This window comes from Sphingomonas citricola, assembly GCF_019429535.1.
GTDB classification, from domain to species: domain Bacteria; phylum Pseudomonadota; class Alphaproteobacteria; order Sphingomonadales; family Sphingomonadaceae; genus Sphingomonas; species Sphingomonas citricola.
Genome location: NZ_JAHXZM010000006.1, coordinates 138,667 through 161,562 on the forward strand (window position 1 = coordinate 138,667; position 22,896 = coordinate 161,562).

28 protein-coding genes and 1 tRNA gene are annotated in these 22,896 nt (G+C 66.3%); 16 read left to right on the forward strand and 13 right to left on the reverse strand.

The window, feature by feature from the left end:
- The first annotated feature begins 6 nt into the window (after positions 1-6).
- The 7 genes from KZ810_RS14855 to KZ810_RS14885 are packed head-to-tail and all read left to right on the forward strand — an operon-like array spanning position 7 to position 8,072.
- Entirely contained in the window at positions 7-1,119 is a 1,113-nt protein-coding gene (locus KZ810_RS14855) for an Rv3169 family protein (RefSeq protein ID WP_219769896.1), read from the forward strand.
- A complete protein-coding gene (locus KZ810_RS14860; protein WP_219769897.1) occupies positions 1,116-2,129 on the forward strand; it encodes a phosphotransferase family protein in 1,014 nt (337 codons plus the stop codon). Before KZ810_RS14855 ends, KZ810_RS14860 begins: the two co-directional genes overlap by 4 nt.
- Positions 2,126-2,506, forward strand: coding sequence for a hypothetical protein (locus tag KZ810_RS14865; RefSeq protein WP_219769898.1), 381 nt, complete (start codon positions 2,126-2,128; stop codon positions 2,504-2,506). Before KZ810_RS14860 ends, KZ810_RS14865 begins: the two co-directional genes overlap by 4 nt.
- Positions 2,503-4,827: a CaiB/BaiF CoA-transferase family protein gene (locus KZ810_RS14870; RefSeq protein WP_219769899.1), complete on the forward strand. Its 2,325-nt coding sequence runs from the start codon at positions 2,503-2,505 to the stop codon at positions 4,825-4,827. The genes KZ810_RS14865 and KZ810_RS14870 overlap by 4 nt, the downstream gene beginning before the upstream one ends.
- 14 nt (positions 4,828-4,841) lie before the next feature.
- Positions 4,842-5,645: a crotonase/enoyl-CoA hydratase family protein gene (locus KZ810_RS14875; protein ID WP_219769900.1), complete on the forward strand. Its 804-nt coding sequence runs from the start codon at positions 4,842-4,844 to the stop codon at positions 5,643-5,645.
- A complete protein-coding gene (locus KZ810_RS17400; protein WP_308461568.1) occupies positions 5,630-7,153 on the forward strand; it encodes a TLP1 C-terminal extension domain-containing protein in 1,524 nt (507 codons plus the stop codon). The genes KZ810_RS14875 and KZ810_RS17400 overlap by 16 nt, the downstream gene beginning before the upstream one ends.
- A gap of 37 nt (positions 7,154-7,190) precedes the next feature.
- Positions 7,191-8,072, forward strand: coding sequence for an HpcH/HpaI aldolase/citrate lyase family protein (locus KZ810_RS14885; RefSeq protein WP_219769901.1), 882 nt, complete (start codon positions 7,191-7,193; stop codon positions 8,070-8,072).
- On the opposite strand, the gene KZ810_RS14890 is transcribed toward KZ810_RS14885, so the two are convergent.
- Positions 8,057-8,530 (reverse strand): hypothetical protein, encoded by a 474-nt coding sequence (locus KZ810_RS14890; protein WP_219769902.1) that lies wholly within the window; start codon positions 8,528-8,530, stop codon positions 8,057-8,059. The two genes, KZ810_RS14885 and KZ810_RS14890, sit on opposite strands and share 16 nt — an antisense overlap.
- Before the next feature lie 114 nt (positions 8,531-8,644).
- Between KZ810_RS14890 and rpiB the strand changes: the two genes are divergently transcribed.
- The 5 genes from rpiB to KZ810_RS14915 are packed head-to-tail and all read left to right on the forward strand — an operon-like array spanning position 8,645 to position 11,789.
- Positions 8,645-9,079: a ribose 5-phosphate isomerase B gene (gene rpiB / locus KZ810_RS14895; protein WP_219769903.1), complete on the forward strand. Its 435-nt coding sequence runs from the start codon at positions 8,645-8,647 to the stop codon at positions 9,077-9,079.
- Positions 9,076-10,386 carry a serine hydroxymethyltransferase gene (gene glyA / locus KZ810_RS14900; RefSeq protein ID WP_219769904.1) on the forward strand — a complete coding sequence of 437 codons (1,311 nt, stop codon included), beginning with the start codon at positions 9,076-9,078 and terminating at the stop codon, positions 10,384-10,386. The genes rpiB and glyA overlap by 4 nt, the downstream gene beginning before the upstream one ends.
- Positions 10,387-10,392: 6 nt before the next feature.
- Positions 10,393-10,566: a hypothetical protein gene (locus KZ810_RS14905; protein WP_219769905.1), complete on the forward strand. Its 174-nt coding sequence runs from the start codon at positions 10,393-10,395 to the stop codon at positions 10,564-10,566.
- Positions 10,567-11,028 carry a transcriptional regulator NrdR gene (gene nrdR, locus KZ810_RS14910; protein ID WP_219769906.1) on the forward strand — a complete coding sequence of 154 codons (462 nt, stop codon included), beginning with the start codon at positions 10,567-10,569 and terminating at the stop codon, positions 11,026-11,028.
- A complete protein-coding gene (locus KZ810_RS14915) occupies positions 11,025-11,789 on the forward strand; it encodes an RNA methyltransferase (protein WP_219769907.1) in 765 nt (254 codons plus the stop codon). Before nrdR ends, KZ810_RS14915 begins: the two co-directional genes overlap by 4 nt.
- 8 nt (positions 11,790-11,797) lie before the next feature.
- On the opposite strand, the gene KZ810_RS14920 is transcribed toward KZ810_RS14915, so the two are convergent.
- From KZ810_RS14920 to KZ810_RS14950, 8 genes are all read right to left on the reverse strand, one after another.
- Complete coding sequence (locus tag KZ810_RS14920) at positions 11,798-12,664, reverse strand: Brp/Blh family beta-carotene 15,15'-dioxygenase (protein WP_219769908.1); 867 nt, start codon at positions 12,662-12,664, stop codon at positions 11,798-11,800.
- The gene (locus tag KZ810_RS14925) at positions 12,661-13,383 is read right to left on the reverse strand and encodes a bacteriorhodopsin (protein WP_219769909.1); all 723 of its coding nucleotides are present in this window, start codon (positions 13,381-13,383) and stop codon (positions 12,661-12,663) included. The genes KZ810_RS14920 and KZ810_RS14925 overlap by 4 nt, the downstream gene beginning before the upstream one ends.
- Positions 13,384-13,699: 316 nt before the next feature.
- Positions 13,700-13,936: a helix-turn-helix transcriptional regulator gene (locus KZ810_RS14930; protein WP_219769910.1), complete on the reverse strand. Its 237-nt coding sequence runs from the start codon at positions 13,934-13,936 to the stop codon at positions 13,700-13,702.
- Complete coding sequence (locus KZ810_RS14935) at positions 13,933-14,322, reverse strand: hypothetical protein (RefSeq protein WP_219769911.1); 390 nt, start codon at positions 14,320-14,322, stop codon at positions 13,933-13,935. Before KZ810_RS14935 ends, KZ810_RS14930 begins: the two co-directional genes overlap by 4 nt.
- 84 nt (positions 14,323-14,406) lie before the next feature.
- Entirely contained in the window at positions 14,407-14,619 is a 213-nt protein-coding gene (locus KZ810_RS14940) for a hypothetical protein (RefSeq protein ID WP_219769912.1), read from the reverse strand.
- Between the two features lies 1 nt (position 14,620).
- Positions 14,621-14,752 (reverse strand): hypothetical protein, encoded by a 132-nt coding sequence (locus tag KZ810_RS17305; RefSeq protein ID WP_258044966.1) that lies wholly within the window; start codon positions 14,750-14,752, stop codon positions 14,621-14,623.
- On the reverse strand, positions 14,752-14,898 hold the full coding sequence (locus KZ810_RS14945) for a hypothetical protein (RefSeq protein WP_219769913.1): 147 nt from the start codon (positions 14,896-14,898) through the stop codon (positions 14,752-14,754). The genes KZ810_RS17305 and KZ810_RS14945 overlap by 1 nt, the downstream gene beginning before the upstream one ends.
- Complete coding sequence (locus tag KZ810_RS14950) at positions 14,895-15,146, reverse strand: hypothetical protein (RefSeq protein WP_219769914.1); 252 nt, start codon at positions 15,144-15,146, stop codon at positions 14,895-14,897. Before KZ810_RS14950 ends, KZ810_RS14945 begins: the two co-directional genes overlap by 4 nt.
- Here KZ810_RS14950 and KZ810_RS14955 point away from each other — a divergent pair.
- Both KZ810_RS14955 and KZ810_RS14960 read left to right on the forward strand, forming a co-directional pair.
- Positions 15,145-15,741: a hypothetical protein gene (locus KZ810_RS14955; protein ID WP_373369172.1), complete on the forward strand. Its 597-nt coding sequence runs from the start codon at positions 15,145-15,147 to the stop codon at positions 15,739-15,741. The two genes, KZ810_RS14950 and KZ810_RS14955, sit on opposite strands and share 2 nt — an antisense overlap.
- Before the next feature lie 151 nt (positions 15,742-15,892).
- The gene (locus KZ810_RS14960; protein ID WP_219769915.1) at positions 15,893-16,714 is read left to right on the forward strand and encodes a DNA adenine methylase; all 822 of its coding nucleotides are present in this window, start codon (positions 15,893-15,895) and stop codon (positions 16,712-16,714) included.
- 54 nt (positions 16,715-16,768) lie between these two features.
- Here KZ810_RS14960 and KZ810_RS14965 read toward each other — a convergent pair whose 3' ends face one another.
- Complete coding sequence (locus KZ810_RS14965) at positions 16,769-17,896, reverse strand: hypothetical protein (RefSeq protein WP_219769916.1); 1,128 nt, start codon at positions 17,894-17,896, stop codon at positions 16,769-16,771.
- Between the two features lie 505 nt (positions 17,897-18,401).
- Between KZ810_RS14965 and KZ810_RS14970 the strand changes: the two genes are divergently transcribed.
- Positions 18,402-19,532, forward strand: a complete 1,131-nt coding sequence (locus KZ810_RS14970) for a DUF262 domain-containing protein (protein WP_219769917.1) — start codon at positions 18,402-18,404, stop codon at positions 19,530-19,532.
- Positions 19,529-20,356, forward strand: a complete 828-nt coding sequence (locus tag KZ810_RS14975; protein ID WP_219769918.1) for a HEPN domain-containing protein — start codon at positions 19,529-19,531, stop codon at positions 20,354-20,356. Before KZ810_RS14970 ends, KZ810_RS14975 begins: the two co-directional genes overlap by 4 nt.
- 223 nt (positions 20,357-20,579) lie before the next feature.
- Here KZ810_RS14975 and KZ810_RS14980 read toward each other — a convergent pair whose 3' ends face one another.
- The 3 genes from KZ810_RS14980 to KZ810_RS14990 form a co-directional block, all read right to left on the reverse strand.
- On the reverse strand, positions 20,580-21,287 hold the full coding sequence (locus KZ810_RS14980) for a replication protein A (RefSeq protein ID WP_219769919.1): 708 nt from the start codon (positions 21,285-21,287) through the stop codon (positions 20,580-20,582).
- 19 nt (positions 21,288-21,306) lie between these two features.
- Positions 21,307-22,566, reverse strand: a complete 1,260-nt coding sequence (locus KZ810_RS14985) for a tyrosine-type recombinase/integrase (protein ID WP_219769920.1) — start codon at positions 22,564-22,566, stop codon at positions 21,307-21,309.
- Positions 22,567-22,725: 159 nt separating this feature from the next.
- Positions 22,726-22,811 (reverse strand) — tRNA-Tyr (locus KZ810_RS14990).
- Between the last annotated feature and the right edge of the window lie 85 nt (positions 22,812-22,896).

Consider the following 22,896-nt stretch of genomic DNA (forward strand, 5'->3'; position numbering starts at 1 on the left):
CCGGCGATGGTCCTGACCAAGGGCGACGATTACCCGATCCACCAGACGGCGGAGCCGGTCGCCTTCGCCGGGACCGACCGCAATTTTTACGATCGCTATTACTTCAACGGCTACGCGCCGGGCATCGGCGACGACGGCTTCTTCGCGGTCGCGTTCGGCGTCTACCCGCACATCAATGTCACCGACGCGAGCTTCTGCTGGTTGAAGGGCGGGCGGCAGGTCAACCTCCACGCCAGCCGCGGGCTCGCGATGGAGCGGATGGACCTGCACGTCGGACCCGTCGCGATTCACGTGGTCGAGCCGCTGCGCGTGCTGCGCGTGACGGTGGAGGCGCCGGACGAGCGCGTGCGTGCGGAGATCACCTTCACCGGCCGCGCCTTTCCGCTCGAGGAGCCGCGCTTCACGCGCCGCAACGGCCCGCGCACGCTGATGGACGTGACGCGGATGACGCAGAACGGCCGCTACACCGGCTGGGTCGAGGTCGACGGCGAACGCCACGACGTGTCGGGCTGGGTCGGCACGCGCGATCGCTCATGGGGCGTGCGCCCGATCGGCGCTGCCGACGCGCAGCCCGCCAGCCCCGCGCTGCCTCCGCAATTCTTCTGGCTGTGGAGCCCGTGCGTGATGGACGGCGGCGACCTGTATTTCCACACCAACGACGACGCGCACGGTGCGGCGTGGAACCGCCGCGCAGTGTTGAAGCCCGAGGGCGGCGCGCAGGGTGACGAGCATCACTACGACGCCGCGGCGTTCGAGATCGCGTGGCAGCCCGGGACGCGCCGTGCGCGCACCGCGTCGCTCACCTTGCGCGACGCGCGCGGCGAGACGCGGGTCGCGTTCGACATCGGCGAGACGTTCATGATGCTCGGGCTCGGCTACGGTCACCCGCGCTGGGGGCACGGCATCAGCCACGGCGAGGCGCTGACCGTGGAGCGCGAGGACTTCCGCGCCGACGAACTGGCGCCGATGCAGCCGCACCACCTCCACGTCCAGGCGTCGGTCGGCGTGACGATGACCGAGCCCGACGGCCGTGTCCGCCGCGGCAAGGGCGTGCTCGAACAGCTCGTGGTCGGCCCGCACGCGCCCTCGGGCTTCACCGGCGTGTTCGATCCGGCATGACGGGCACCCCGCTCTCCGCCGACGCGCTCACCGCCTATCTGTCGCGGCTCTGGTCGACGAGCGTCGCGATCGAGGGGCTGGCGCGCATCCCCGGTGGGGCGAGCCGCGAGACCTATCGTTTCGACGCGCACGCGGACGGCGAGACGCACCGGCTGATCCTCAGGCGCGATCCGGGTGGCAGCCTGATCGATACCGAGAGCGAGACCGAGTTCCGCGCCTATCAGAGCGCGGCGGGCGTCGTCCCCGTGCCGCGTGCGGTCGCGCTGGAGCGCGATGGCGCCGAACTCGAGCGGCCGTTCTTCATCATGGAGCGCGTCGAGGGCGGCGAGGTGGCGAGCCCGTTCACGCGCGCGCCATTCGGCGAGCATGGCGAGCGTCTGGGTGACGCATTCTTCACCGCGCTCGGGCGGCTCGCCGCGCTCGATCCCGCGGGCACGCCGCTCGCCGCGCATCTGGACGCGCCCGCGCCCGACCGGGCGTGGGAGGTCGCGCTCGATTACTGGGAAGCCGTGCTCGACGAGGACGAGGCGCAGCCGATGCCGGTGGTGCGCGCCGCGATCCGGCTGCTGCGCCGCGAACCGCCGCCGCCCGCGCAGAAGATCGCGATCGTCCACGGCGACTATCGCTCGGGCAACGTGATGCACGACGGCGCGGGCGGGATGCTCGCGATGTTCGACTGGGAGATGGCGCATCTGGGCGACCCGCTCGAGGATCTCGGCTGGGCGCTCGACCCGATCTGGGACCATTTCGAGCCCGGCTCAGTGTGCGGCATGACGTCTCGCGCACGCGCACTGGACACGTGGCAGGCGGCGAGCGGGCTCGCGGTCGACCCAGACGCGATGCGGTGGTGGTCGCTGTTCAACGCGGTCAAGGGCCGCGCGATCTGGACCTCGGCGTTCGCCGAGTTCGTGGCGGACGGGCGCACCGACCCGGTGCTCGGCATCTCGGGCTGGTACACCGCGCGGCGGCAGGACGCGATCATCGCCGCGCAACTGGAGGATTGGCGGTGAGCGATCTGGGCGACGTGCTGACCGGCGCGGGGCTGGTCGGGCTGGGCGCGGGCGCGGCGGCGGCCACGCACGATGCGTACGGCGGCGCGATGATGACGGTCGCGGGGCTGCTCGCGGTGCTCGGCGCGCAGGAGGCGGACAAGGCGGCGGCGTGGCGGCTGGCTGACATCGCCGCGATGCGCGCGCTTCTGGGTGATGAAGCCCCCGCGACGGGCGAGGGCCGGACGCTGACGGAGCTCGACGAGGCATGGGCGAGGCTGTCGCGCGCGCTGATCGCGCATCACGTGGGCGTCGCACCGCAAAGCGAGGAGGACCGTGCGATCCTCGCTTTCTATCGTGAGAGCACCGGGCGGCGCGAACTGGTGTGGCCGCAATGAGCGACGTGCAGGCGCAAGCCACGGAGGCGCTCGACCGGCCGCTCGCGGGGGTGCGCGTGGTGGAATGCGTGACCGGGACGATGGCGCACACCGCGCGGTTGCTCGCCGATCTGGGTGCGCAGGTGATCCGCGTCGAGCCCGCGGGCGGCGGCGCGGACCGGTGCGAGGGGCCGATGCTGAACGGCGAGAGCCTGTCGTTCGCGGCCGCCAACCTCGGCAAGCGCGCGGTCGCGATGGCGGTCACCGATCCCGGATTCGATGCGCTCCTCGCCGACGCCGACATCCTGATCGAGAATAGCGCGCCGGGCAGCGACGCGCATTTCGCGCTCGATCCCGCCGGGCGTGCGGCGCGCCACGCGGGGCTGGTCGTCGTGTCGTTGAGCGACTTTGGGCAGGTCGGGCCGTGGCGTAGCTGGCGCGCGACCGATCCGGTGCTTCACGCCTTGTCGGGCGGATTGTCGCGATCGGGGCTGCCCGAGCGTGCGCCGCTGCTGCCGCCGGGCGAATTGTTCCTCCACGCCGCGGCGACGCAGGCGGCGGTGATCACGCTCGCCGCGTTCATCCAGCGACTACGCGACGGGCGCGGCGACCATGTCGACGTTTCGCTGATCGAGGCGGGGATGGCCGCGCTCGACCCTGGTTTCGGGATCGCGGGCAGCGCGCAATCGGGCGTGCCGCTGTGGAAGATGTCGCGCGGTCGCTTCGACGAGCGGCACCGGTACCCGATCATCGCCTGCGCCGACGGTCATGTCCGGCTGTGCATCATGGCGCCGCGGCAGTGGCGCGGGATGTGGGAATGGATGGGGCGGCCCGACGCCTTCGCGGGCCCCGAATGGGAGAAATTGCAGACGCGGTTCCGCTCGCCCGACCTGATTCCCGCGATCGCCGCGCTGCTCGCGACGAAGACGCGCGTCGAGGTGGAGGCGGAGGCAGCAGCGCACGGCGTCCCGGCCGCGGCGCTGCTCGACCTCGACGAGGGGATCGCGAACGAGCAGATCGTCGCGCGCGGCGCGTTCAGGCCGGTCGCGGTGGCGGGCACGCTGGTACCGATGCCCGACGGCGCGCTGGAGATCGACGGGAAGCGCGCGGCCCCGCGCGGCGGGGTGCCCGATCTGTCGAGCGACCCGGTCTCGTTCAATCAACCGCGCGGGCAGTGGACGCCGCCACCCGTCGCCGACCGCCCGCTCGCGGGGCTGAAGGTGCTCGACATGGGGGTGATCGTCGTCGGTGCGGAGACGGGGCGGCTGCTCGCCGACCTGGGCGCGGACGTGATCAAGGTGGAGAACGGCGCCTTTCCCGACGGCCAGCGCCAGTCGCGCGACAATGCGCCCGTCTCGATCACCTTTGCTGCCGGGCACCGCAACAAGCGCGGGCTGTCGATCGACCTGCGCTCCGACGCGGGCAAGACGCTGTTCGCGCGATTGGTGGGCGAGGCCGATGTGCTGCTCTCGAACTTCAAGCCCGGGACGCTCGACGCGCTTGGCTTTTCGCCCGACCGGCTCGGCGCGCTCAACCCGCGGCTGGTCAGCGTCGACAGTTCCGCGTTCGGCGCGACGGGGCCGTGGAGCAGGCGCGGCGGCTATGGTCCCTTGGTGCGGTGTTCTGCGGGTCTGTCGAAATTGTGGGTCTACCCCGACGATCCTGCGAGCTTCTCCGACGGCGTGACGGTCTATCCCGATCACGTCGCCGCGCGCGTCGGGGCGGCGGGCGCGCTCGCGCTGCTGATCCGGCGGATGCGGACGGGCGCGGGCGGGCGGGCGAGCGTCAGCCAGATGGAGGTGATGATGGGGCATCTCGCCCCCCTGTTCGCCGCGCGTGCCGCGGGTGACGACGTGACCGGGCCGACGCGCGCCTGGCCGTGGGGCATCTATCCGGCGGCGGGCGACGACGAATGGGTCGTCGTCACCGCGCGCGACGCGGGCGAGGATGAGGTGGTCGCGCGCGTCATCGGACACGACGATCCGACCAGCGACCGCGACGCCGCGCTCAGCGCATGGACACGCGCGCGCACCGCGAACGAGGCGGCGGCGCAGCTCCAGGCCGCGGGCGTGCCCGCCGCGCCGATGCTGCGCGTGGTCGAGTTGCCCGACCAGCCGCATTTCCAGGCGCTCGGCACCTTCCGCACCGCGACGCACCCGCTCATCGCGCAGGACGTGACGGTCGAGGCCGCGCCCGCGCGCTCGCGCCTCGCCGCGCCTGCGCAGCGCCCGGCACCGCGGCTGGGCGAACACAGCGCCGAGGTGCTCGCCGACTGGCTGGGCATGAGCAAGGCGGAGATCGCGCGGCTCGCGCAGGCAGGAACGATCGAGATCGCGGCGTGAACGAGGGTAATCAGATGACGACATCCGGCAACGACGCGGTTCTGGTCGAGCGACGCGACCACGTCATGATCGTGACGATCAATCGCCCCGAGGCGCGCAACGCGGTCAACGCGGCGGTGCACGAGGGGGTGGGCGACGCGCTGGAGGCGGCCGACGCCGACCCGGCGGTGCGCTGCGTCATCGTGACGGGCGCGGGCGACAAGGCGTTCTGCGCCGGCGCGGATCTGGTCGCCTTGTCGCGGGGGGAGCGGCTGGCGCCCGACGACGCGGTCAAGCAGGCGTGGGGCTTCGCCGGCATCGTCAGCCACCCGGTTTCGACCCCGGTCATCGCCGCGGTCAACGGCTCGGCGCTGGGTGGCGGGCTCGAGATCGCGCTCGCCTGCGATCTGGTCGTCGCGGTCGACACCGCGGTGTTCGGCCTGCCCGAGCCCAAGCGCGGGCTGTTCGCGGCGGCGGGCGGGGTGTTCAGGCTGCCCGCGCAGATCCCGCCGAAGATCGCGATGGAGATGATGCTGACGGGTGATCCGATTACCGCAGAGCGCGCGCTGTCGCTCGGGCTCGTCAACGCGCTCGCGCCCGCCGACGCGCTGCTCGACTCCGCGCTCGCGCTCGCCGCGCGGATCGTCGCCAACGCGCCGGTGTCGGTCCAGGCGTCGAAGCGAATGGCGCTCGGCATCGTCGACGGGCGCGTCGCGCGCGAGGAGGCGGCGTGGGCGCAGAACCGCGCGGAAAGCCGCGTCGTCTTTTCCAGCGCCGATTCGCGCGAGGGCCCGCGTGCCTTTGCCGAGAAGCGCGCGCCGGTGTGGACCGCCTCGTGAGCGTCGATCCCGAACGCGTCGCGGTGATCGTCGGCGTCGGGCAGGTCAACGACCGCCCGCGCGACCCGGCCGATGGGTTGGAGCCGCTCGCGCTGATGCAGGCCGCCCTCGACGAGGCCGACCGCGACGCGGGCGGCGGGTGGCTGCGCGACGCCGATTCGGTCGCGGTGGTGCAGCAGATCAGCTTTCGCCGGCACAATCCGCTCGCCGACCGGCTCGCCGCCGCGATCGGCGCGCGCCCGGCGCTCGCGTACGAATCAGTCGGGCCCAACGGCGACAGCCCGATCCTGCTGCTGAACGAGGCGGCGAACAGGATCGCGCGCGGCGAGGGACGGATCGCGCTGGTCGTCGGCGCGGAGGCGCTGCGCACCGCGAGCCAGCGCGCCGCCGCAGCCGCGAAGACCGACGTCGCGGCGCAGAACCCGCTGCGCACGCTGACCGATGCGGCGAAGCCCGGCTTCCGCCGCCAATACGGGCTGAGCGCGCCGGTCGACGTCTATCCGCTGTACGAGAATGCGGGCCGTGCTGCCTGGGGACAGACGCTGGAGCAAGCGCAGCGCGAGACGGGCGAGATCTGGTCGCGCTTTTCGGCAATCGCGGCGCAGACGCCCGCGGCGTGGCTCCACACCCGGCGAAGGTCCGAGGAGATCGTGACGCCGGGTGCGGACAACCGGCCGATCGCCTTTCCCTATACCAAACTGACCGTCGCCAATTCGTCGGTCAACCAGGGCGCGGGGTTCATCGTCACCAGCCTAGCCGAGGCGCGGCGGCGCGGCGTGGCGGCGGCGCGGATCGTCTATGTCGGGCGCGGTGCGGCCGCGCACGAGCCCGAGGATTTCCTCGCGCGCGACCGCTACGACGCCTCGCCCAGCATGACCGCGTGTCTGGGACACGTGCTCGAATGGAATGCGGTCGACGCCGACACGATTGACCTGGTCGAGCTTTATTCGTGCTTTCCGTGCGTGCCCAAGATGGCGCGACGCGTGATCGGCTGGCCGGTCGAGCGCGCGGCGACTGTGTTCGGCGGGCTGACCTTCGGCGGCGGGCCGATCGGCAATTACATGAGCCACGCGGTCGCCGAGATGGTCGATGCACTGCGCGGCGGCGAGGGCGAGACGGGGCTGCTCTACGCCAATGGCGGCTACGCGACGCACAATCACGCGATCGTGCTCGCGACGCGCCCACTTCCCGGCGCGGGTGCGCCGAACGATTTCGACGTGCAGGCGGCGGCCGACGCGGCGCGGGGTCCCGTGCCCGAGCTGGTGAAGGACTATGACGGGCCCGCGACGATCGAGACCTATACCGTCTTCTACGCGCGCAATGGCGCGGCGACGGGTGGCGTGATCGTCGCGCGCACGCCCGCGGGGCAGCGGACGCTCGCGAAGGTGCCGGGCGATGATCACGACATGATCGCGTGGCTGACCGACGGCGCGGTCGAGCCGGTGGGGCATCCGGGGCACGTCGCGCTGGTCGGCGAGGATATGGTGTGGCGCTGCGCGGTGGCGTGATCGTCGTGCGCGCACACTTGGCGTATGGGGCAACCGCATGAACGATCGATCCACCCCCGCCCCGCCGTTCCGCCCGCGCCGCAGCGCGCTCTACATGCCCGCGTCGAACCCGCGCGCGATCGCGAAGGCGCGCGACCTCGCCTGCGACGTCGTCATCCTCGACCTGGAGGACGCGGTCGCGCCCGAGCAGAAGGCGAGCGCGCGCGACGCGGCGGTCGCGGCGGTGCGCGCGGGCGGGTTCGGTTACCGCGAGCTGGTGGTGCGCGCCAACGCGCTCGATACTGAATGGGGTGCGGACGACCTCGCCGCGCTTCGCGACAGCGGCGCCGACGCGGTGCTGCTGCCCAAGGTATCCGACGTCGACACGCTCGGCGCCGCGCGGCGGCAGCTGGGTGACGGCATCCCGCTATGGGCGATGGTCGAGAGCGCGCGCGGCGTCGTCAACCTCGCCGACATCGTCGATGCGAGCGGTGCGGTGGGACTGGCCGCTCTGGTGGTCGGTACCAACGATCTTGCCAAGGAACTACGCTGCCGCCCCGGTGCGACGCGCGCTCCGCTGCTGCCGATCCTGACGCAGGTGGTGCTCGCCGCGCGGATGGCGGGGCTGGTCGCGCTCGACGGTGTGATCAACGTACTCGACGACGAGGAGCGGATCGCGGCGGAGTGCGCGCAGGGACTCGAATGGGGGTTCGACGGCAAGACGCTGATCCACCCCGCACAGATCGCGGCGGCCAACCGCGTCTTCGCGCCCGCGGCGGACGAGGTCGCGTGGGCGCAGCAGGTCGTCGCGGCGTTCGACCTTCCCGAACATGCCGCGCGCGGCGCGATCCGGCTCGAGGGCAAGATGGTCGAGCGGCTTCACCTCGACGAGGCGCGCCGCACGCTGGCGCTCGACGCTGCGGTTCAGGCGCGGCAGTAACCCTCGCCAGAGGTGACGGTCAGGCAATCCTTCTTGCCCGCGAGCCATTTGAGCCCGGTGGCGTTGCCGTCGCTCGGGCGCAGCACCAACGTCTTGCCCTTGCGCGTGAAACGCAGTCCCGCGGGGGTGACCGTCGCGGGGTAGGTGCCCTTGTTGTCGAGATCGTATTGCATCTCGAGCGAGGCGGTGCCGGGGCCGGTCGGCGTCACGTTCAGGTAGGTCCCCTCGACCCCGATCCAGCGACCGGCGTAGTCGCGGTCGCCCTGGCCCGCGGACGCGCCGGGCAATGGGGATGCGGCCGAGGTGGGGGCGGCCGAGGGTGTAGCCGCGGCGATATTATCGGCGGCGGGTTCGGTCGCGCCCGCGCTCGTCATGCTGTTCGCCGTGGTCGATGGCGGCGCGCCGTTACACGCGGCGAGCATGGCGAGCAGAGCGGCGAGCGGGGCGATCTGTTTCATGATCCTCCCAAACACCTGCCGCTCGCGAAGCGTTCCGGGTGGCGTTTCCGCGCGCACGCGGCTATGGAGCCGCGCATCCAACCTCCTCCGTTTTTGTGAAGGCGTCCGATCCCGTTGCGCATCGTCATCGCATCCGATCACGCGGCCGTTTCGCTGAAGGCCGATCTCGTCCAGTGGCTGGGCGAACAGGGGCATGAGGTGCTCGACCTCGGCACCCACGGCGACGCGAGCGTCGATTACCCCGATTACGGCTACGCGCTGGCCGAGGCGCTGGCGGACGGGCGTGCCGAACGCGGCATCGCTTTGTGCGGGTCGGGGATCGGCATCATGATCGCGGCCAATCGAAACCCCGCGGTGCGCTGCGCGCTCGTCGCCGAGCCGCTGTCGGCTGCCCTCGCGCGCAGCCACAACGACGCCAACGCGATCGCGATGGGCGCGCGGGTGATCGGCCCCGAAATGGCGCGCGCCTGCGTGTCCGCGTTCCTGTCCACCGATTTCCTCGGCGGCCGCCACTGCGAGCGCGTCGACAAGCTGAAGGACCCCGCATGAGCAGCAATCCGATCGTCGCCAACGATGTTCAGCCAGATGGCTTCTTCACTCGTGGCCTCGCCGACGCCGACGCGGCGGTGTTCGCCGGCATCGAGCATGAACTGACGCGCGAGCAGACGCAGATCGAATTGATCGCGAGCGAGAACATCGTCAGCCGTGCGGTGCTCGAGGCGCAGGGTAGTGTCTTCACCAACAAATATGCCGAGGGCTATCCGGGCAAGCGTTATTACCAGGGCTGCGCGCCGTCGGACGAGGTCGAGGTGCTGGCGATCGAGCGTGCGAAGCAGCTGTTCGGTTGTGCTTACGCCAACGTCCAGCCGCACTCGGGCGCGCAGGCGAATGGCGCGGTGATGCTGGCACTCGCCAAGCCCGGCGATACGATCATGGGATTGAGCCTCGATGCGGGCGGACACCTGACGCACGGCGCGCGCGCGGCGATGAGCGGCAAGTGGTTCAACGCGGTGCAATACGGCGTGACCCCCGACACGCATCTGATCGACTATGATCAGGTCGAGGCGCTCGCGATCGAGCACAAGCCCCGCATCCTGATCACCGGCGGCTCGGCCTATCCGCGCCACATCGATTTCGCCCGCTTCCGCGCCATCGCGGACAGGGTCGGCGCGTTCTTCATGGTCGACATGGCGCATTTCGCCGGGCTCGTCGCGGGCGGCGTCCACCCGACGCCGTTCGGTCACGCGCACGTCGTCACCACGACCACGCACAAGACGCTGCGCGGGCCACGCGGTGGCATGGTGATGACCGATGACGAGGCGATCGCGAAGAAGATCAACTCGGCAGTGTTCCCGGGTCTCCAGGGCGGTCCGCTGATGCACATCGTCGCCGCCAAGGCGGTCGCGTTCGGCGAGGCGCTGCGCCCCGATTTCAAGGCCTATGCCGCGGCAGTGGTCGAGAATGCCAAGGTGCTCGCTGCGACGATGAAGGAGCGCGGCGCGGACCTCGTCTCGGGCGGGACCGACACGCATCTGGCGCTCGTCGACCTGACGCCGCTCGGCGTGACGGGCCGCGACGCCGACGAGGCGCTGGAGCGTGCGGGCATCACCTGCAACAAGAACGGCATCCCCAACGATCCGCTGCCCCCGGTCAAGACCAGCGGCATCCGCGTCGGCTCGCCCGCCGGCACGACCCGCGGCTTCGGCCCGGCCGAGTTCCGCGAGATCGGCAACATGGTCTCCGACGTGCTCGACGGTTTGGCGAAGAAGGGCGAGCACGGGGACCCTGAGGTCGAGGCGGACGTTCGTGGTCGCGTGCGTGACCTCTGCGCACGGTTCCCGATCTACGAAGGGTGATAGACTGTGTCGAAGTTCGATGAAATCCAGGGCGAGATCAAAGCGACCCCGGGCCTGGGCAAGAAGATGGCCAAGTACAGCGCGATCGGCGCGATCGTCGCGATCCCGCTGCCGGTCGTCGGCCCCGTGCTCGGCGCGATCGCCGGCGCCGCGGTCGCTTATGCGAAGCGCAAGGACTGAATGCGCTGTCCGTTCTGCGGCCATGAGGCCAGCCAGGTAAAGGACAGCCGCCCCACCGACGACGGCGCCGCGATCCGGCGCCGTCGCCAGTGCGAGGGCTGTGCGGCGCGTTTCACGACGTTCGAGCGAATCCAGTTGCGCGATCTAGTGGTCGTGAAGAGCGAGCACCGTCGCGAACCGTTCGACCGCGAGAAGCTGCTCCGCTCGGTCTCGATCGCGGCGCGCAAACGGCCGATCGACGCGCTCGCGATCGAGAAGCTCGTCAGCGGTATCCAGCGGCAACTCGAAACAACGGGTGACAGCGAAGTCACTTCCAAGCGGATCGGCGAGATGGTGATGGACGGGCTGAAGGGTCTCGATTCGGTCGCGTACATCCGCTTCGCCAGCGTCTACCGCGATTTCAGCGAGGCGCGCGATTTCGAGGAATTCGCCGGGACGGTAGAGGAGGCCGCGCGCGGATGAGCGACGTGACCGACCCCGTTTCGCACGAACGCGGCAGCGCCGTGCCGCCGCCCGCGATCGTTCTCGTGCGCCCGCAACTGGGTGAGAACATCGGCAAGGCCGCGCGCGCGATGCTGAATTTCGGGCTGACCGATCTGCGGCTCGTCGCGCCGCGCGACGGCTGGCCCAACCCTGCCGCCGGACCCGCCGCGTCGGGCGCCGACGTGGTGCTGGAACGCGCGCGCGTGTTCGAGACGGTGGCCGAGGCGGTCGCCGACCGCGCGCACGTCTACGCGACCACGGTGAGGAAGCGCGGCGTGACCAAGCCGGTGGTGACCCCCGAGATCGCCGCACGGGCCATCCACGCCGAGCCGGGCGGTTCCGCGATCCTGTTCGGTCCCGAGCGTTCGGGGCTGGAGACCGACGACGTCGCGCTCGCGCGTACGATCGTGACGGTGCCGATCAACGCCGAGTTCGGCAGCCTCAACCTCGCGCAGGCGGTGATCCTCGTCGCCTACGAATGGTCGAAGCACGTCGCGCTCGCCAGCCCGCCCGAGGTCGCACTCGACCCGCCCGCGCCGCACGGCGAGCTGGAGGGGATGATCGGGCAACTGGACGCGATGCTGGAGGCGGCGAACTTCTTCTTCCCGCCCGATCGCGTACCGACCTCGAAGCGGACGATCCGTACGATGCTGACCAAGCCCGGCTGGAGCAGCCAGGAAGTCCGCACGATGCGCGGCGTACTGTCGGCGCTGTCGGGGAAGAAGGCGTCGCGCAGCTAGAGCGGCCGTCACGCGGTGCGCAGGCCTGCGGTGATCGGCGGAGCAGCGAACCAGGGCGTGACGAGCAGATGCGGCACCGCCAGCGCGGCGATCGCGGCGAAGAGCGCACGCACCCCGGTCGCGTCGACGCGCAGCAGCACGGCGGCAACGAGGCCAGCCAGGATGAAGGCGAGCAACAGGATCGGCGCCACCGCGCGGACGTAGTGGGCGGTCGTCGCGCATCCCATCTTCGCGCGACGCACGTCGGTTTGCGGCAAGGCGTGGAGGATCAGGAAGCCGAGCGAGAAGCCGATCAGCGGCGGGAACAGCAACAGTGCGAGGATGCCGGCCGCCAATCGCGCATCGTGCCGGCGTGCCGCGAGTATCAACAGTGCGGCGGAAGTCACCGCGCCGGTGATCGTCAGCCCGGTCACGAGCGCCGGGACCAGCGCATCGGGGCCGCCCGCGATGATCAGCAGGTCGCGGAGCGAGTTTGCGTGGATCACCGCCGGTGCCGCGATCAGGCTAGCGCCGCGCGCGACGCGCTCGCCGAGCGTCCCCGACGGCGCGTCCTCGAGCGCGAAATGGATTGCGGACGCGAGCAGGAACAACGGCAGCGCCACCGCCGGCTCGGTCGTCCACCACCACAGGCAAGCGAGCGACACCGACGCGTACAGCGCCAGAAATGCCGGTCGCCGGGCGTGCTCAACGATCGCCAGATCGCTCGCGCCGTGCGCCATGCCGATCACCCCGATCGCGATGATCGCGTAGCCGAGCTGCACCAGCAGCGGCGAGAAGGCGGCTGCGAGCCCGGCCGCGCCCAAGACGACCCAGCCGGCCACTGGCCAGCCGGGACTACCCGCTACCGCGACCGCGACCGGCACGCGCGCGCTCACGCGTCGATGTGGTCGTGATCGTGCGTGGAACCGCCGTCACGCAGCGCCTTGTCGACGTTGGCGGCAGCATAGAAGGCGTAGACCACCTTGGCGACGACATCCATGACAAGGATCGCCCAGACCGAGGTCGGATCGTTGATGATTTTCAGACCCTCAGGCCCGGCGAGGAAGACGACCGGGTAGAGGAACCAGATGACCGTCAGGAAGGCGATATTCTTGGTGTAGGCAGCGCCCAGCGTGGCCCCCCGCTCGACCGCCTGCGTGCGCAGCGGCATCCACAACAGGTAGAGCACGCCCGCGAACGCGACGCACGACCAAAGGAACCACATCCACTTGATCACCGGCACGTCGGCGAGCGAGGAGATCAGGCCGGTCACGATCATCAGCACGTCGAGCACGATGATCGCGGTCAGATAACCGCCGACCTCGCCGGTCGACCGCCGTTCGTGAAAGGCGAGCAGCACCAGCCCCGCGAGCAGGATCGGCGTCGTCACCGACCAGTCGAGATAGCGCGCGAGATAGGTCGCGGTGCCGTCGAACTTCACCAGCGTGCCGATGCCGAACGCCATCGCGAGATAGGCGGTGGCAGCGATGAAGGGGACGCTGGCGTGCAGCAACGTGTGGTGCCGGGTGGGCGGGCGCTTGCTTCCCGTCGCGTAAATCGCGAGCGACCCCAGCGACATGATTGTGAAACCGATGAGGAACGCCGTTCCGTCCATGACCAACCCCTGCACCCATGCGTCCGGCCCGATGCCGGCGATGGTCGCTTAACGGAGATTAGCTATGCTCCGGTCCGGGGCAGGCAAAATAATGTTGCACAATGTTTCCGTGCCGGGGTGTCGCACCTGCGCGCCCGACGTTGGTCATGCCTTCCGGATGGGAGGGCGGGGCGATTTTTTCGCGAGCGCACTGCGATATGAAAAGTGGTGGAAGGGACTGCTACGGGCTGATCGGACATAAGGCGCTGCTCTCATTATCAAGTTTCTCGTTGTGGTTTCAGCAGTACCCCCTGCTGTACCCCCGCGATTGCGCCACTTAGCTGCTGTCGATGCCTCCGACCGGGCGGCTTTGAAGCCAAGTTTCGACGTCTTTTTCCCACCAGCCGATTCGGCCAGCGGTCAGGCGGTGTTGGGTCGGAAATTCCTGTTTCGCGATCATCCTATAGATCGTGGCGCGGCTGACGCCGATGCTGGCGATCACGTCGTTGACGCTCATGAACCGGCCGACGCTTGCCGCGTAGCCCGCTTGCTTTGCCTCTGCGGCAGTCTTCATCGCGCCGCCCCGATGGCTTGTTCGATGTCGAGCTGCTGGCCCTCGGGTGTAGGTGAGTTCGTGCTTTTGGGTATGATTTCACCGCGCAGCTTGGCTGCGTGGTCCAGCAGGCGTTTGGCCTTCCACTCTAGAGCAGCGACAGTGAGGCGGATGTCGCCATCGCTGATGCCGCGTTCGGCGGCGAATTTCGCGCGCATGTTGCGCGAGCCGACGCCGATCGCGTCACCGAGAATCTGCTGACCGCCGAGCAGCTTCGCGGCTGTTTCCAACCCTTGCATGCGACCGACGGTGAAGACGCCACGCGATTGAGCCGGTTTTCCGGCACAGACGAGAGCGTCAGCCTTGCCCGTGCGAGGACGGACAGGGGTGGGGGACGTGCTGGTCATAGGGCGGTCCTCTTCGTGGAAGGGGCGAGCGCGCCGGGACCAGACCGCGACCTTGTTGAATGACATTCAACAAGACGCGGCCGGTCAGAACATGGGCGGCGGGCGGCGCGGGACGGGGTGGAGATCAGTCGCGAGGGTGAGCAGGGCGAGGCCGGTGTCGAAGCGGATGACGGCGAAGGCGCGGTGCGCCGAGAGCACGTCGCACTGCTTGCCGGCGAGCTGACCGATGCCGAGGTAGAGGCAGCGGTCACCGCGAGCGATGCCGGCGACCGGCTGCGCAGGTGCTGCGCGCGCCACATCACAGGCCGAACATCACGAACGGGCCGGGACCGCCGATGAGGCGATCCAGCGCGACGACGAGCACCTGCCCGACCAGAAGCCCGCTCGCGCAGCGCGCGAGGATCTGGCTGGTGGAAAGACGCGGCGCCATCACCGAGGCGTCCCGACGAGCTGGGCGAGCGCCCAGGCGACGACAACGGGCGCGAGCAGGATGGCGAGCAGGACAACGACCAGCTTTCCAGCAATGCGGAGCGCGCGGCGCGCGCGGCCGCGCGGGGCGTCGACGCCGCCGATCACTGGTCGCGCTCCGCGGCGGGCGTGCCGTCGCAGCGGACGCAGCTATGGTCGGTCGACCATGCGAAGCGGATGGCGTGCCGGTCGTCCTTGTCCCATTCGCTGCAGCCGCAACCACGGCAGACCTGCGGGTGATGCTCGGCTGGTTCGCGAGCGAGCTGCCCGTAGACCGCCTGGTCGAAGGGGAAGACCGCCTGCAGCGCGTAGAGCGTCTTGATCTTGCGGGCGACGTTGCCCGGCTGTTCGAGCATGTGGACGAGGTCGGTCGCCGCGGCGAGGTCGCCGGGCTTCTTCGCCAGCGCGCGGGCGACCGCGGCGATCGACAGCCCGGCAGCCTCACGGCGCAGGCGCAGATACCTGTCGGCATTGCAGTCGGCGCTGCTGAACGAGGCGGCGACGTTGTTCCGGCGCCGCTATTACCTGAACGGCAGCCACGCCGGATACATCCTCTACGCCACCGGCGACTTCCAGAACGGCGACACCGACGCGATGCGGCTGGCGCTGAAGAACAGCAAGGGGCCGGGCAACTTCCGCAACCTCTTCGTGCACGCGCCTGGCGGGAAGGAGGCCGGGATTAAGGTGATCCCGATTGCCGAGGTCGGCGCGAAGGATGAGTTCCTCGGCATCAAGTCGGCGACGCAGGCCGACGTGCTCGCCGCGCACCGCGTGCCGCCCCAGCTGCTCGGTATCGTGCCGGCGCAGGGATCCGCGTTCGGCAGTCCGAAAGATGCCACCGCGATGTTCCTCGAGCTGGAGATCGAGCCGATCAAGACGGCGCTGCTCGAGCTGAACGATCGGCTGGGCGTCGAAGCTATCCGTTATCGCGAGCGCGCCGCGCTCGAATAGTTCAACGATCGGTCCATGTGACCGAGCGGGGGAAGCCGGGCTGCCACCTGGCTAAACCGACGAGGGAAGTCTCGCCACGACACGATCGGCCAATTGGCCGTCCCGCACCCGAGTCGCCTCGGGCGGGATCATTTGGGTGAGATTTCCACACATGTCATGTTCTATTTCTGTTCTCCCCGTCGCGCCTGCGGCCGGGTACATCGGCGGCAAGCGCAATCTCGCGCGCCGCGTCATCGCGCTGCTCGGTCAGATCCCGCACACCAGCTACGCCGAGCCGTTCGTCGGCATGGGCGGGATCTTCCTGCGTCGCACCGCGCGCCCCGCGGCCGAGGCGATCAACGACGTGTCGGGCGACATCGCGACGTTCTTTCGCGTGCTGCAGGAGCATTACCCCTACTTCATCGACATGCTGCGCTGGCGGGTGGCGTCGCGCGCCGAGTTCGAGCGGCTGCGCGCCATCCCCGGCGAGCGGTTGACCGACCTGCAGCGCGCGGCTCGGTTCCTGTATCTTCAGCGGCTGGCGTTTGGCGGGAAGGTCGAGGGTCGGCACTTCGGCGTCGACAAGGGGCAGGGTGCCCGGTTCAATGTCGGCAAGCTGGAGCCGATGCTCGCTGACATACACGAGCGCCTGCAGGGCGTGGTGATCGAGCAGCTCGGCTATGCCGAGTTCATCCGCCGCTACGATCGCGACGGCGCGCTCTTCTATCTCGATCCACCCTACTGGGGATGCGAGACCGACTACGGCCAGGACGTGTTCGGCCGCGACGACTTCGCCGCGCTCGCCGACCAACTCGCCAGCATCAAGGGCGCGTTTGTCCTGTCGATCAACGACACGCCCGGCGCGCGCGAGACGTTCGGCCGCTTCGAGATGATCGACGTGCCCGTCACGTACACGATCGGTGCCGGCGCCGCGAAGAAGGTGGGCGAGCTGATCATCAGCAACCGGCCGATCGCGGGCGATCGCGCGGCCTGACCGTCGATGCGGCTAGGTACGGCGAACGGCAACGCCGCGCCTAACCGCGTCGTCTTATTTACCAGGAGGCGAAGGCGGAACCTTCAAAGGATCAACTCGACCTCCAACAGCCTGCGGGGATCGCAGAAACAAAGTGACAGCGTCACCGTCACCCAAGTGGTTTCTAATGATCCCCATTTGAACGGCTGACCAAGTACGAAAGATAGCAGATTGGTACGATGCGGGAACCACGAGGTTTTCTGTGACATAATCGATTAAAGTGGAGCGCTCCTTCAAGTCGATATAGCGTAAATGCCAATATGCATCGGCCGTATATACGGCATGATCCATGATTGCGCGCGCTCTCGCGCTTCCACCTTCCCAATTGGATGTGGCGATGAAATCAGGCATTTCAAAGATCTGCTCTATGCGGTTCATAGCTACCCGCATTCTCAAAGCAGGATGAGGGTGTGTGCCGCTCGGCAGATCCTCTACCGAGCCTCTCGCTATTTCATTGAAGCGATGGAACATACACATAAGTCCCGCAGCGAGGCACCAAAGTCGAGGCTCATCAATTTCGCGGCTTTCGCGAAGTAGGAGAAGCGTCAAAGCTTCGAAGTCGGCAGCAAATTCGAAGGCATGCCTTAATGAAGCCTCTCCGGTATTCGCTGGTTGTGCTGCGTCTTTTCCGTCATTCAGCCCGCCGTCGTGGCTTAGTAGTTCTGAAAAGCCTTGCGAGCGAGCCAGCTCCCCATGTTGTTGGAGAAGATGGGCTTGTTCATGCAAAAACAACCAAGTTGTCATGTACTGAACTATATGCAGCTTAGCATCTTCAGGGCGGAGCTCCGCAGGCAATACATCAGATCGCTTGTTTCCATAGCTCAAGAGATTGAAGATCGGATCAAATTCCGTGCGTGTCAGTACGCGCTGACAAGCCTCTGGGAATAAGAGAGCATCGCGATATATCTCTATAGCAGCACCATAGCTGATCCTGACCTCGTGGTCGCCATTTGGCCGCATGAAAGCGCCAGCTTTAAAGACCCTTGTATTCACCCAAAGAACATGCAGTTTTCGCGACTTGCCTCGATAATATCGCTCAGAAAACCTCTTCTGTGTTATGTCTACTGCGGCGCGCGCAACAGCAGCGATACCCTTAGTGTCAATGAACTGTTCCTCGGCATCACGGTCAAAGCGTAAGGTCACAGACGATACCTATATTTACAATTGATGAAGCCCAGCGATAGAGCTGTTGGGGTCTCTCATAGGTAAAGCTAAGCATTAGAAGCAAGGTGGGTAATCGTGAGTGAGATCAGTGGGGGGCCGAAGGCTGAGCGCTGCGAAAGCCATACGGCGTCGAAAAGCTTGAACGCCATCGCTTCAGAACCAGATGAGCCCCGATTAGCGGGGGCGACTGGCTGCTAGCCCTCAAAGCGCGCTATTCCCCCCGCCTCGCCCCCGAGCTTTACAGGTCCCGAAAGGTGCACTGCCAAGCGAGCGACATCAGGCGGCAAATTCACGAATATAGAGCGATCGGTCGGGTAGCAGCCGGGTGCGATTGGGTGCACTCAGGGTCATCAGAGTTGCGCCGATAATAGGGCGCGGTTGGTTACCATAAAATGGCGCCAGACCGCTCCCCAGTCGGAGGCGATGGTCCCACCCGACCCGGCATGGTAAGGCGTACGATGACCTTCGAACGGAACACAGGCGAATGACCGTCCAACGATCTCTGAAGCAAAATCTGGAGAGCATCCAAAAGACGGCGCGTGAAAGAACCGTAAAGACTCAGGACGTGGAGTACGATCTTGAGACATTGGTTGCTCGTATTCGAAAGAAAACAATCAAACTCGACCCAGAGTATCAGCGAAGGCATCGTTGGCCTGCGGAAACGTCGTCGCGACTGATCGAGAGCTTAATCTTAAACATTCCGATCCCTGTTGTCTTCTTGTCTCAGGACGTCGATGTTGACGATGAAACTGAGGGTAATAGCTCACGCTACACCGTCATAGATGGTCAGCAACGGCTGACCGCCATCTTCGAATTTTGGAATAATGAATTCCCATTGGAAGGTTTAGAGACGCTTCAAGACCTAAATGGGTCTTACTATCGTGACCTTCCACCGTTTCTCATCAGGCGCTTGGAAGAGCGAACTATTAGGTGCCTCCGCATCGACTCGACGGTTGACGAGCAAGTCAAGTTTGACATTTTTGAACGCTTAAATACCGGATCGGTGAAGCTTGAATCGCAGGAACTTAGAAACGCTACGGTGCGAGGTCCATTCAACGATACTATCAAGCATCTAGCTGAATTTGAGCCTTTTCGGCGCTTGATACAGGTCGATGTCTCAAACCCATCCTCGAGCCCTAAAGTTCGCAAGATGGAAGATGTAGAATTGGTCCTCCGGTTCTTCGCTCTTAAAGATAAAAGATACTTAGGTCTTCGCAGCGGTTTTAGGGATTTTCTCACCTCTTCACTCGCAGAATTTAACGAGCTTGATCAGGCTGAAATCGATGGCAAGGTGGTTGTCTTCCTCAATTACATGTCGTTTATTTACGATAATGTAGGGCCTGCGGCATTCTCTAAGTGGCGAATCGAGGGCGGTATTGAGAAAAGAATGTCATCGTTCAACGCAGCGGTATTTGACGCGGTAGCAGTTGGTCTCGCTGAAGCGTTTTCGCCTGATGTCTTGGTTAAGTCACCGGAGCGGGTGCAAAGCGCATTGGCCGGATATAGAACACTATTTGCGGACGATACTTTCTTCGCTTCCGTGAATGGCAGCGTGAATGATGCCGCAAAGGTAAAATTCCGCATTGAGGCAATGAAGCACTATCTGCTCCGATGAGTACGTTCCTTTTTGGGCTCGCGGAAAGTTTCTCAGCGAGGCTGGTGGAGATCCGGGCAATAATTGGCCGCGCTGAAGCTGCGTTTGAGACCGACCAAGAACTATATGACATACTTTGCCGCGCGGGCGCTGTATTAATGGTGTCTGGTCTTGAGGCTTTCATCAAAGATATAAACGAGGCAATCCAGTCAGACATAAATGCAAATATTGACTCTTTCGAGCAAATGCCTGCTGGGATGAAAAGAGAGTTCACGCTGAAAATCGCGCAGATCGACGGCGCTTCAGAAAGTGATATCAATAAAAAATCGCGTCAGCTTGCTAAGTTTTTTGCAACTAACTCAGTAAAAATTGATTTGGGTGCTTTTCCAAACAAAGAAAATACGAACAAAAACCCTAGTTCAAGTATGGTAGACACTGCCTTTCAGAAATATGGCATCCGGTCTATACTCTACTGCCTTCACGGATCGAACTTTGAGGCCGTTTTTGATGGAGACTCTGCATCTAACGTGCTTGTTAGCCGGCAGATAAAACGAATGCGGGCAACCCTTTTCCACTTTCCATACAGAGAGCTTCCAGCCGATTACACGCTGACGGATTGGGACGGGAAAAAGGGAGAGGTGCCTCCAAGCTCTCTTTGGCAAGACTTTCTCGGCAATATCCTTCGCCGACGGCACGGGATCGTGCACGCAGACACGCGAGACAATCCAACCTCATGGGAGAGCTTGCGCGCGGATACTGACAAGCTTGAGATTTTATTTGCTGGCCTCACGTACGCGGCATCATCCCTCCTTGCACGCGACCTACAACCTGCGATCCCAGTCTGATATCACACTTGGAGGACTTAGATATGAGCCGGAAAAGCGGCTCACAGAACGCATCGCTAGCGAGGTCATGGCACGGAGCGTGCCGCTCCCTCCTAGGGAGCCCCGGTCCCGCGCAAGCGGGTCCGTCCGACAGTCGCTAAGCTCGCTGTCGTTGGTCTGGTTAGCACCGGATCGGGCTAGGTGGAACAGCAAGCTGCGCACGCCGTAGGCGTTCCTTATATATTTAACCTCGCAGAGCCGGGTTCATCCCGCCCGGGCGAATTGCGTTACAATCAAGGGCGCGGCCGAGCCGGGCGAGTGCATCGCCGAGCGACGTGTCGCCGGTGCGGAAGCGCGCCAGATCCTCGGAGGAGAGGGTTGCCAGCATCGCGGCAGTGCGCTCTTCCTCTTCCTTGCGGCGCGTTACCTCATCCGCCGGCACAGGCGCACGGCCGAGCAGGCGGCGCACCATGTCCGCTGCCATCTTCGGCAGGGTGAGCGCGTAGGCGTTCGAGATCTGACGCACCTGGGGACCGAACGGATCGGGGTTCTCCAGCGGCTCGAAGCGCCGCTCCCAATTTAGGAAGCCTTCCTCGCGCAGGCGCACCAGCGCATCATGGATCGCGCTCTTCGACCGGCGCAGGCGTTCCGCCAGGTACTCGATCGAAGGTTCGAGCCGCCCGGTCTTGAAGTCGACGATGCGCATCATTTCGCGCAGGATGTCGAGGCCGATGTGCCCGATCGGACCGTTGCGCTTGCCCGGCTGTTTGTTCTCGCGGTCGTACTGTTCGGCCGCACGCATGCGGGCCATGCGCTCGGCCTTGTTGAACGGGGACCATAGCTGGCCCTCGCACGTGCCAGCCTTGCGGCTGTTACGATGGACCTTCTGCCCGGTGCGGTGCGCCTTGGTCGCGAAGCTACCGACCAGCTCGCCGAATGACCGCACCCTCATGCGACCACTCCCGCGCGGGTCAGCCCTGCCGCGGCCCCTCGAGCAATTGACGCGGCTCCCTCAGATCCTGCGTCAGCATATCCGCCCACTCCTGCGCCAGCTCGCGTCGGCGCGGCATGTAGGCGGCGCGATTGTACGCCGCCTCCACTCCGCTCGGCACGTGCGCGAGCATGAGATCGATAATCGCGCGGTCGCCGACCCGGTTTTCGGTCGCGGCCAGCTCGTTCATGATCGTTGAATAGGTCGACCGCCAGCCGTGGGGAACGTGGATCCCCGAGTAGCCGGCATCGCGATAGGCCTTGCTCAACGTGCTGTCGCTGATCGGCTTGCGCGGGTGACGCACGCTGCGGAAGATCAGCGCGGCTCGACCCGAGAATTCCCGCGCAACCTTGATCACGTCGACCGCCTGCCGTGACAGGGGCACCAGGAACTCGAAGGCAACGTCCTCCTTGCGGTCCAGCACCAGCTTCATCTTGGCGGCGGGAATGCGCCAGATCGGCTCGGCACCATCCAAGCCCTCGAACTCGTCCCACTCGGCCAGCCGAAGCACACCCGCGCGAACCGCGGTGAGCGCGAGAAAGCGGGAAGCGAGCTTGGTCAGCGGCTGCCCCGGTTTCGCCTCCACCTCGCGGAGCACCGTGCGTGCCGCTTCGATCGTGCGCACGGCCGGGAACTTGCCCTTCTTGGGTTTGGCGAGCGCGCGATTCGCCACAGCAGCAGGATCCACCTGCGCAATGCCGCTGCCAATCGCACGAACGAACACTTCCGAGATCCGCTGGCGGGCACGGTGCGCCGTCTCGATCGCTCCTCGCTGCTCGATCGGTCGCAAGACCTCCAACACGAGCGGCGTCGTAATCGCGTCGATTGGTAGGTGCCCGATCTTCGGATAAACGTCCTGGTCCATGCTGCGTTTGACGATGCTGGCGTAGCGAGGCGACCAGGTCGGTGTCTGGCTGGTAAGCCACTCCTCGGCGACCGTCTTGAACGTAGCGCCCGCTCGTGCGTCCCGCGCGGCCGAGCGCGCTCGCTTCTCCACCGCTGGATCCTTGCCGCTGCGTAGCTCCCGAGCTGCCTCGTCCCGCAGCTCGCGGGCTTCCGCTAAGGTCACGTCCGGGTACGAGCCGAACGTCAGCAGCTTCTCCTTGCCCGCAACGCGAAACTTCCACCGCCAACTGCGATGCCCGGTGGTCGCAACGTGTAAAAACAGCCCACGCGCGTCGCTGAGCTTGTATGCCTTGTCCGTTGGCTTCGCCTGACGGCACGCTTTGTCCGTCAGCATGGCGTACCCCCAACGATGCGGAGCCGTACCCCCGATATACCCCCAAAAGCGGTGCGCTGCATTGAGCTTCATTGCGACGGGTTGAGACACCCGACAAGGGGCAGAAGCCGTGCTTCTCCGCACTTGTGAGACAGGTTGATACAGGCTGGAACAAGGGGATGGTGGAAGGGACTGGATTCGAACCAGTGTACGCTCACGCGGGCAGATTTACAGTCTGCTGCCTTTAACCACTCGGCCACCCTTCCATCCGGGTCGCGCCGGACGTTGGTCCGGCACCTGCTGCACGGTGCTGATCGCACGGTGCAGGCGGCTGGTCAGGCCGCTGATCGA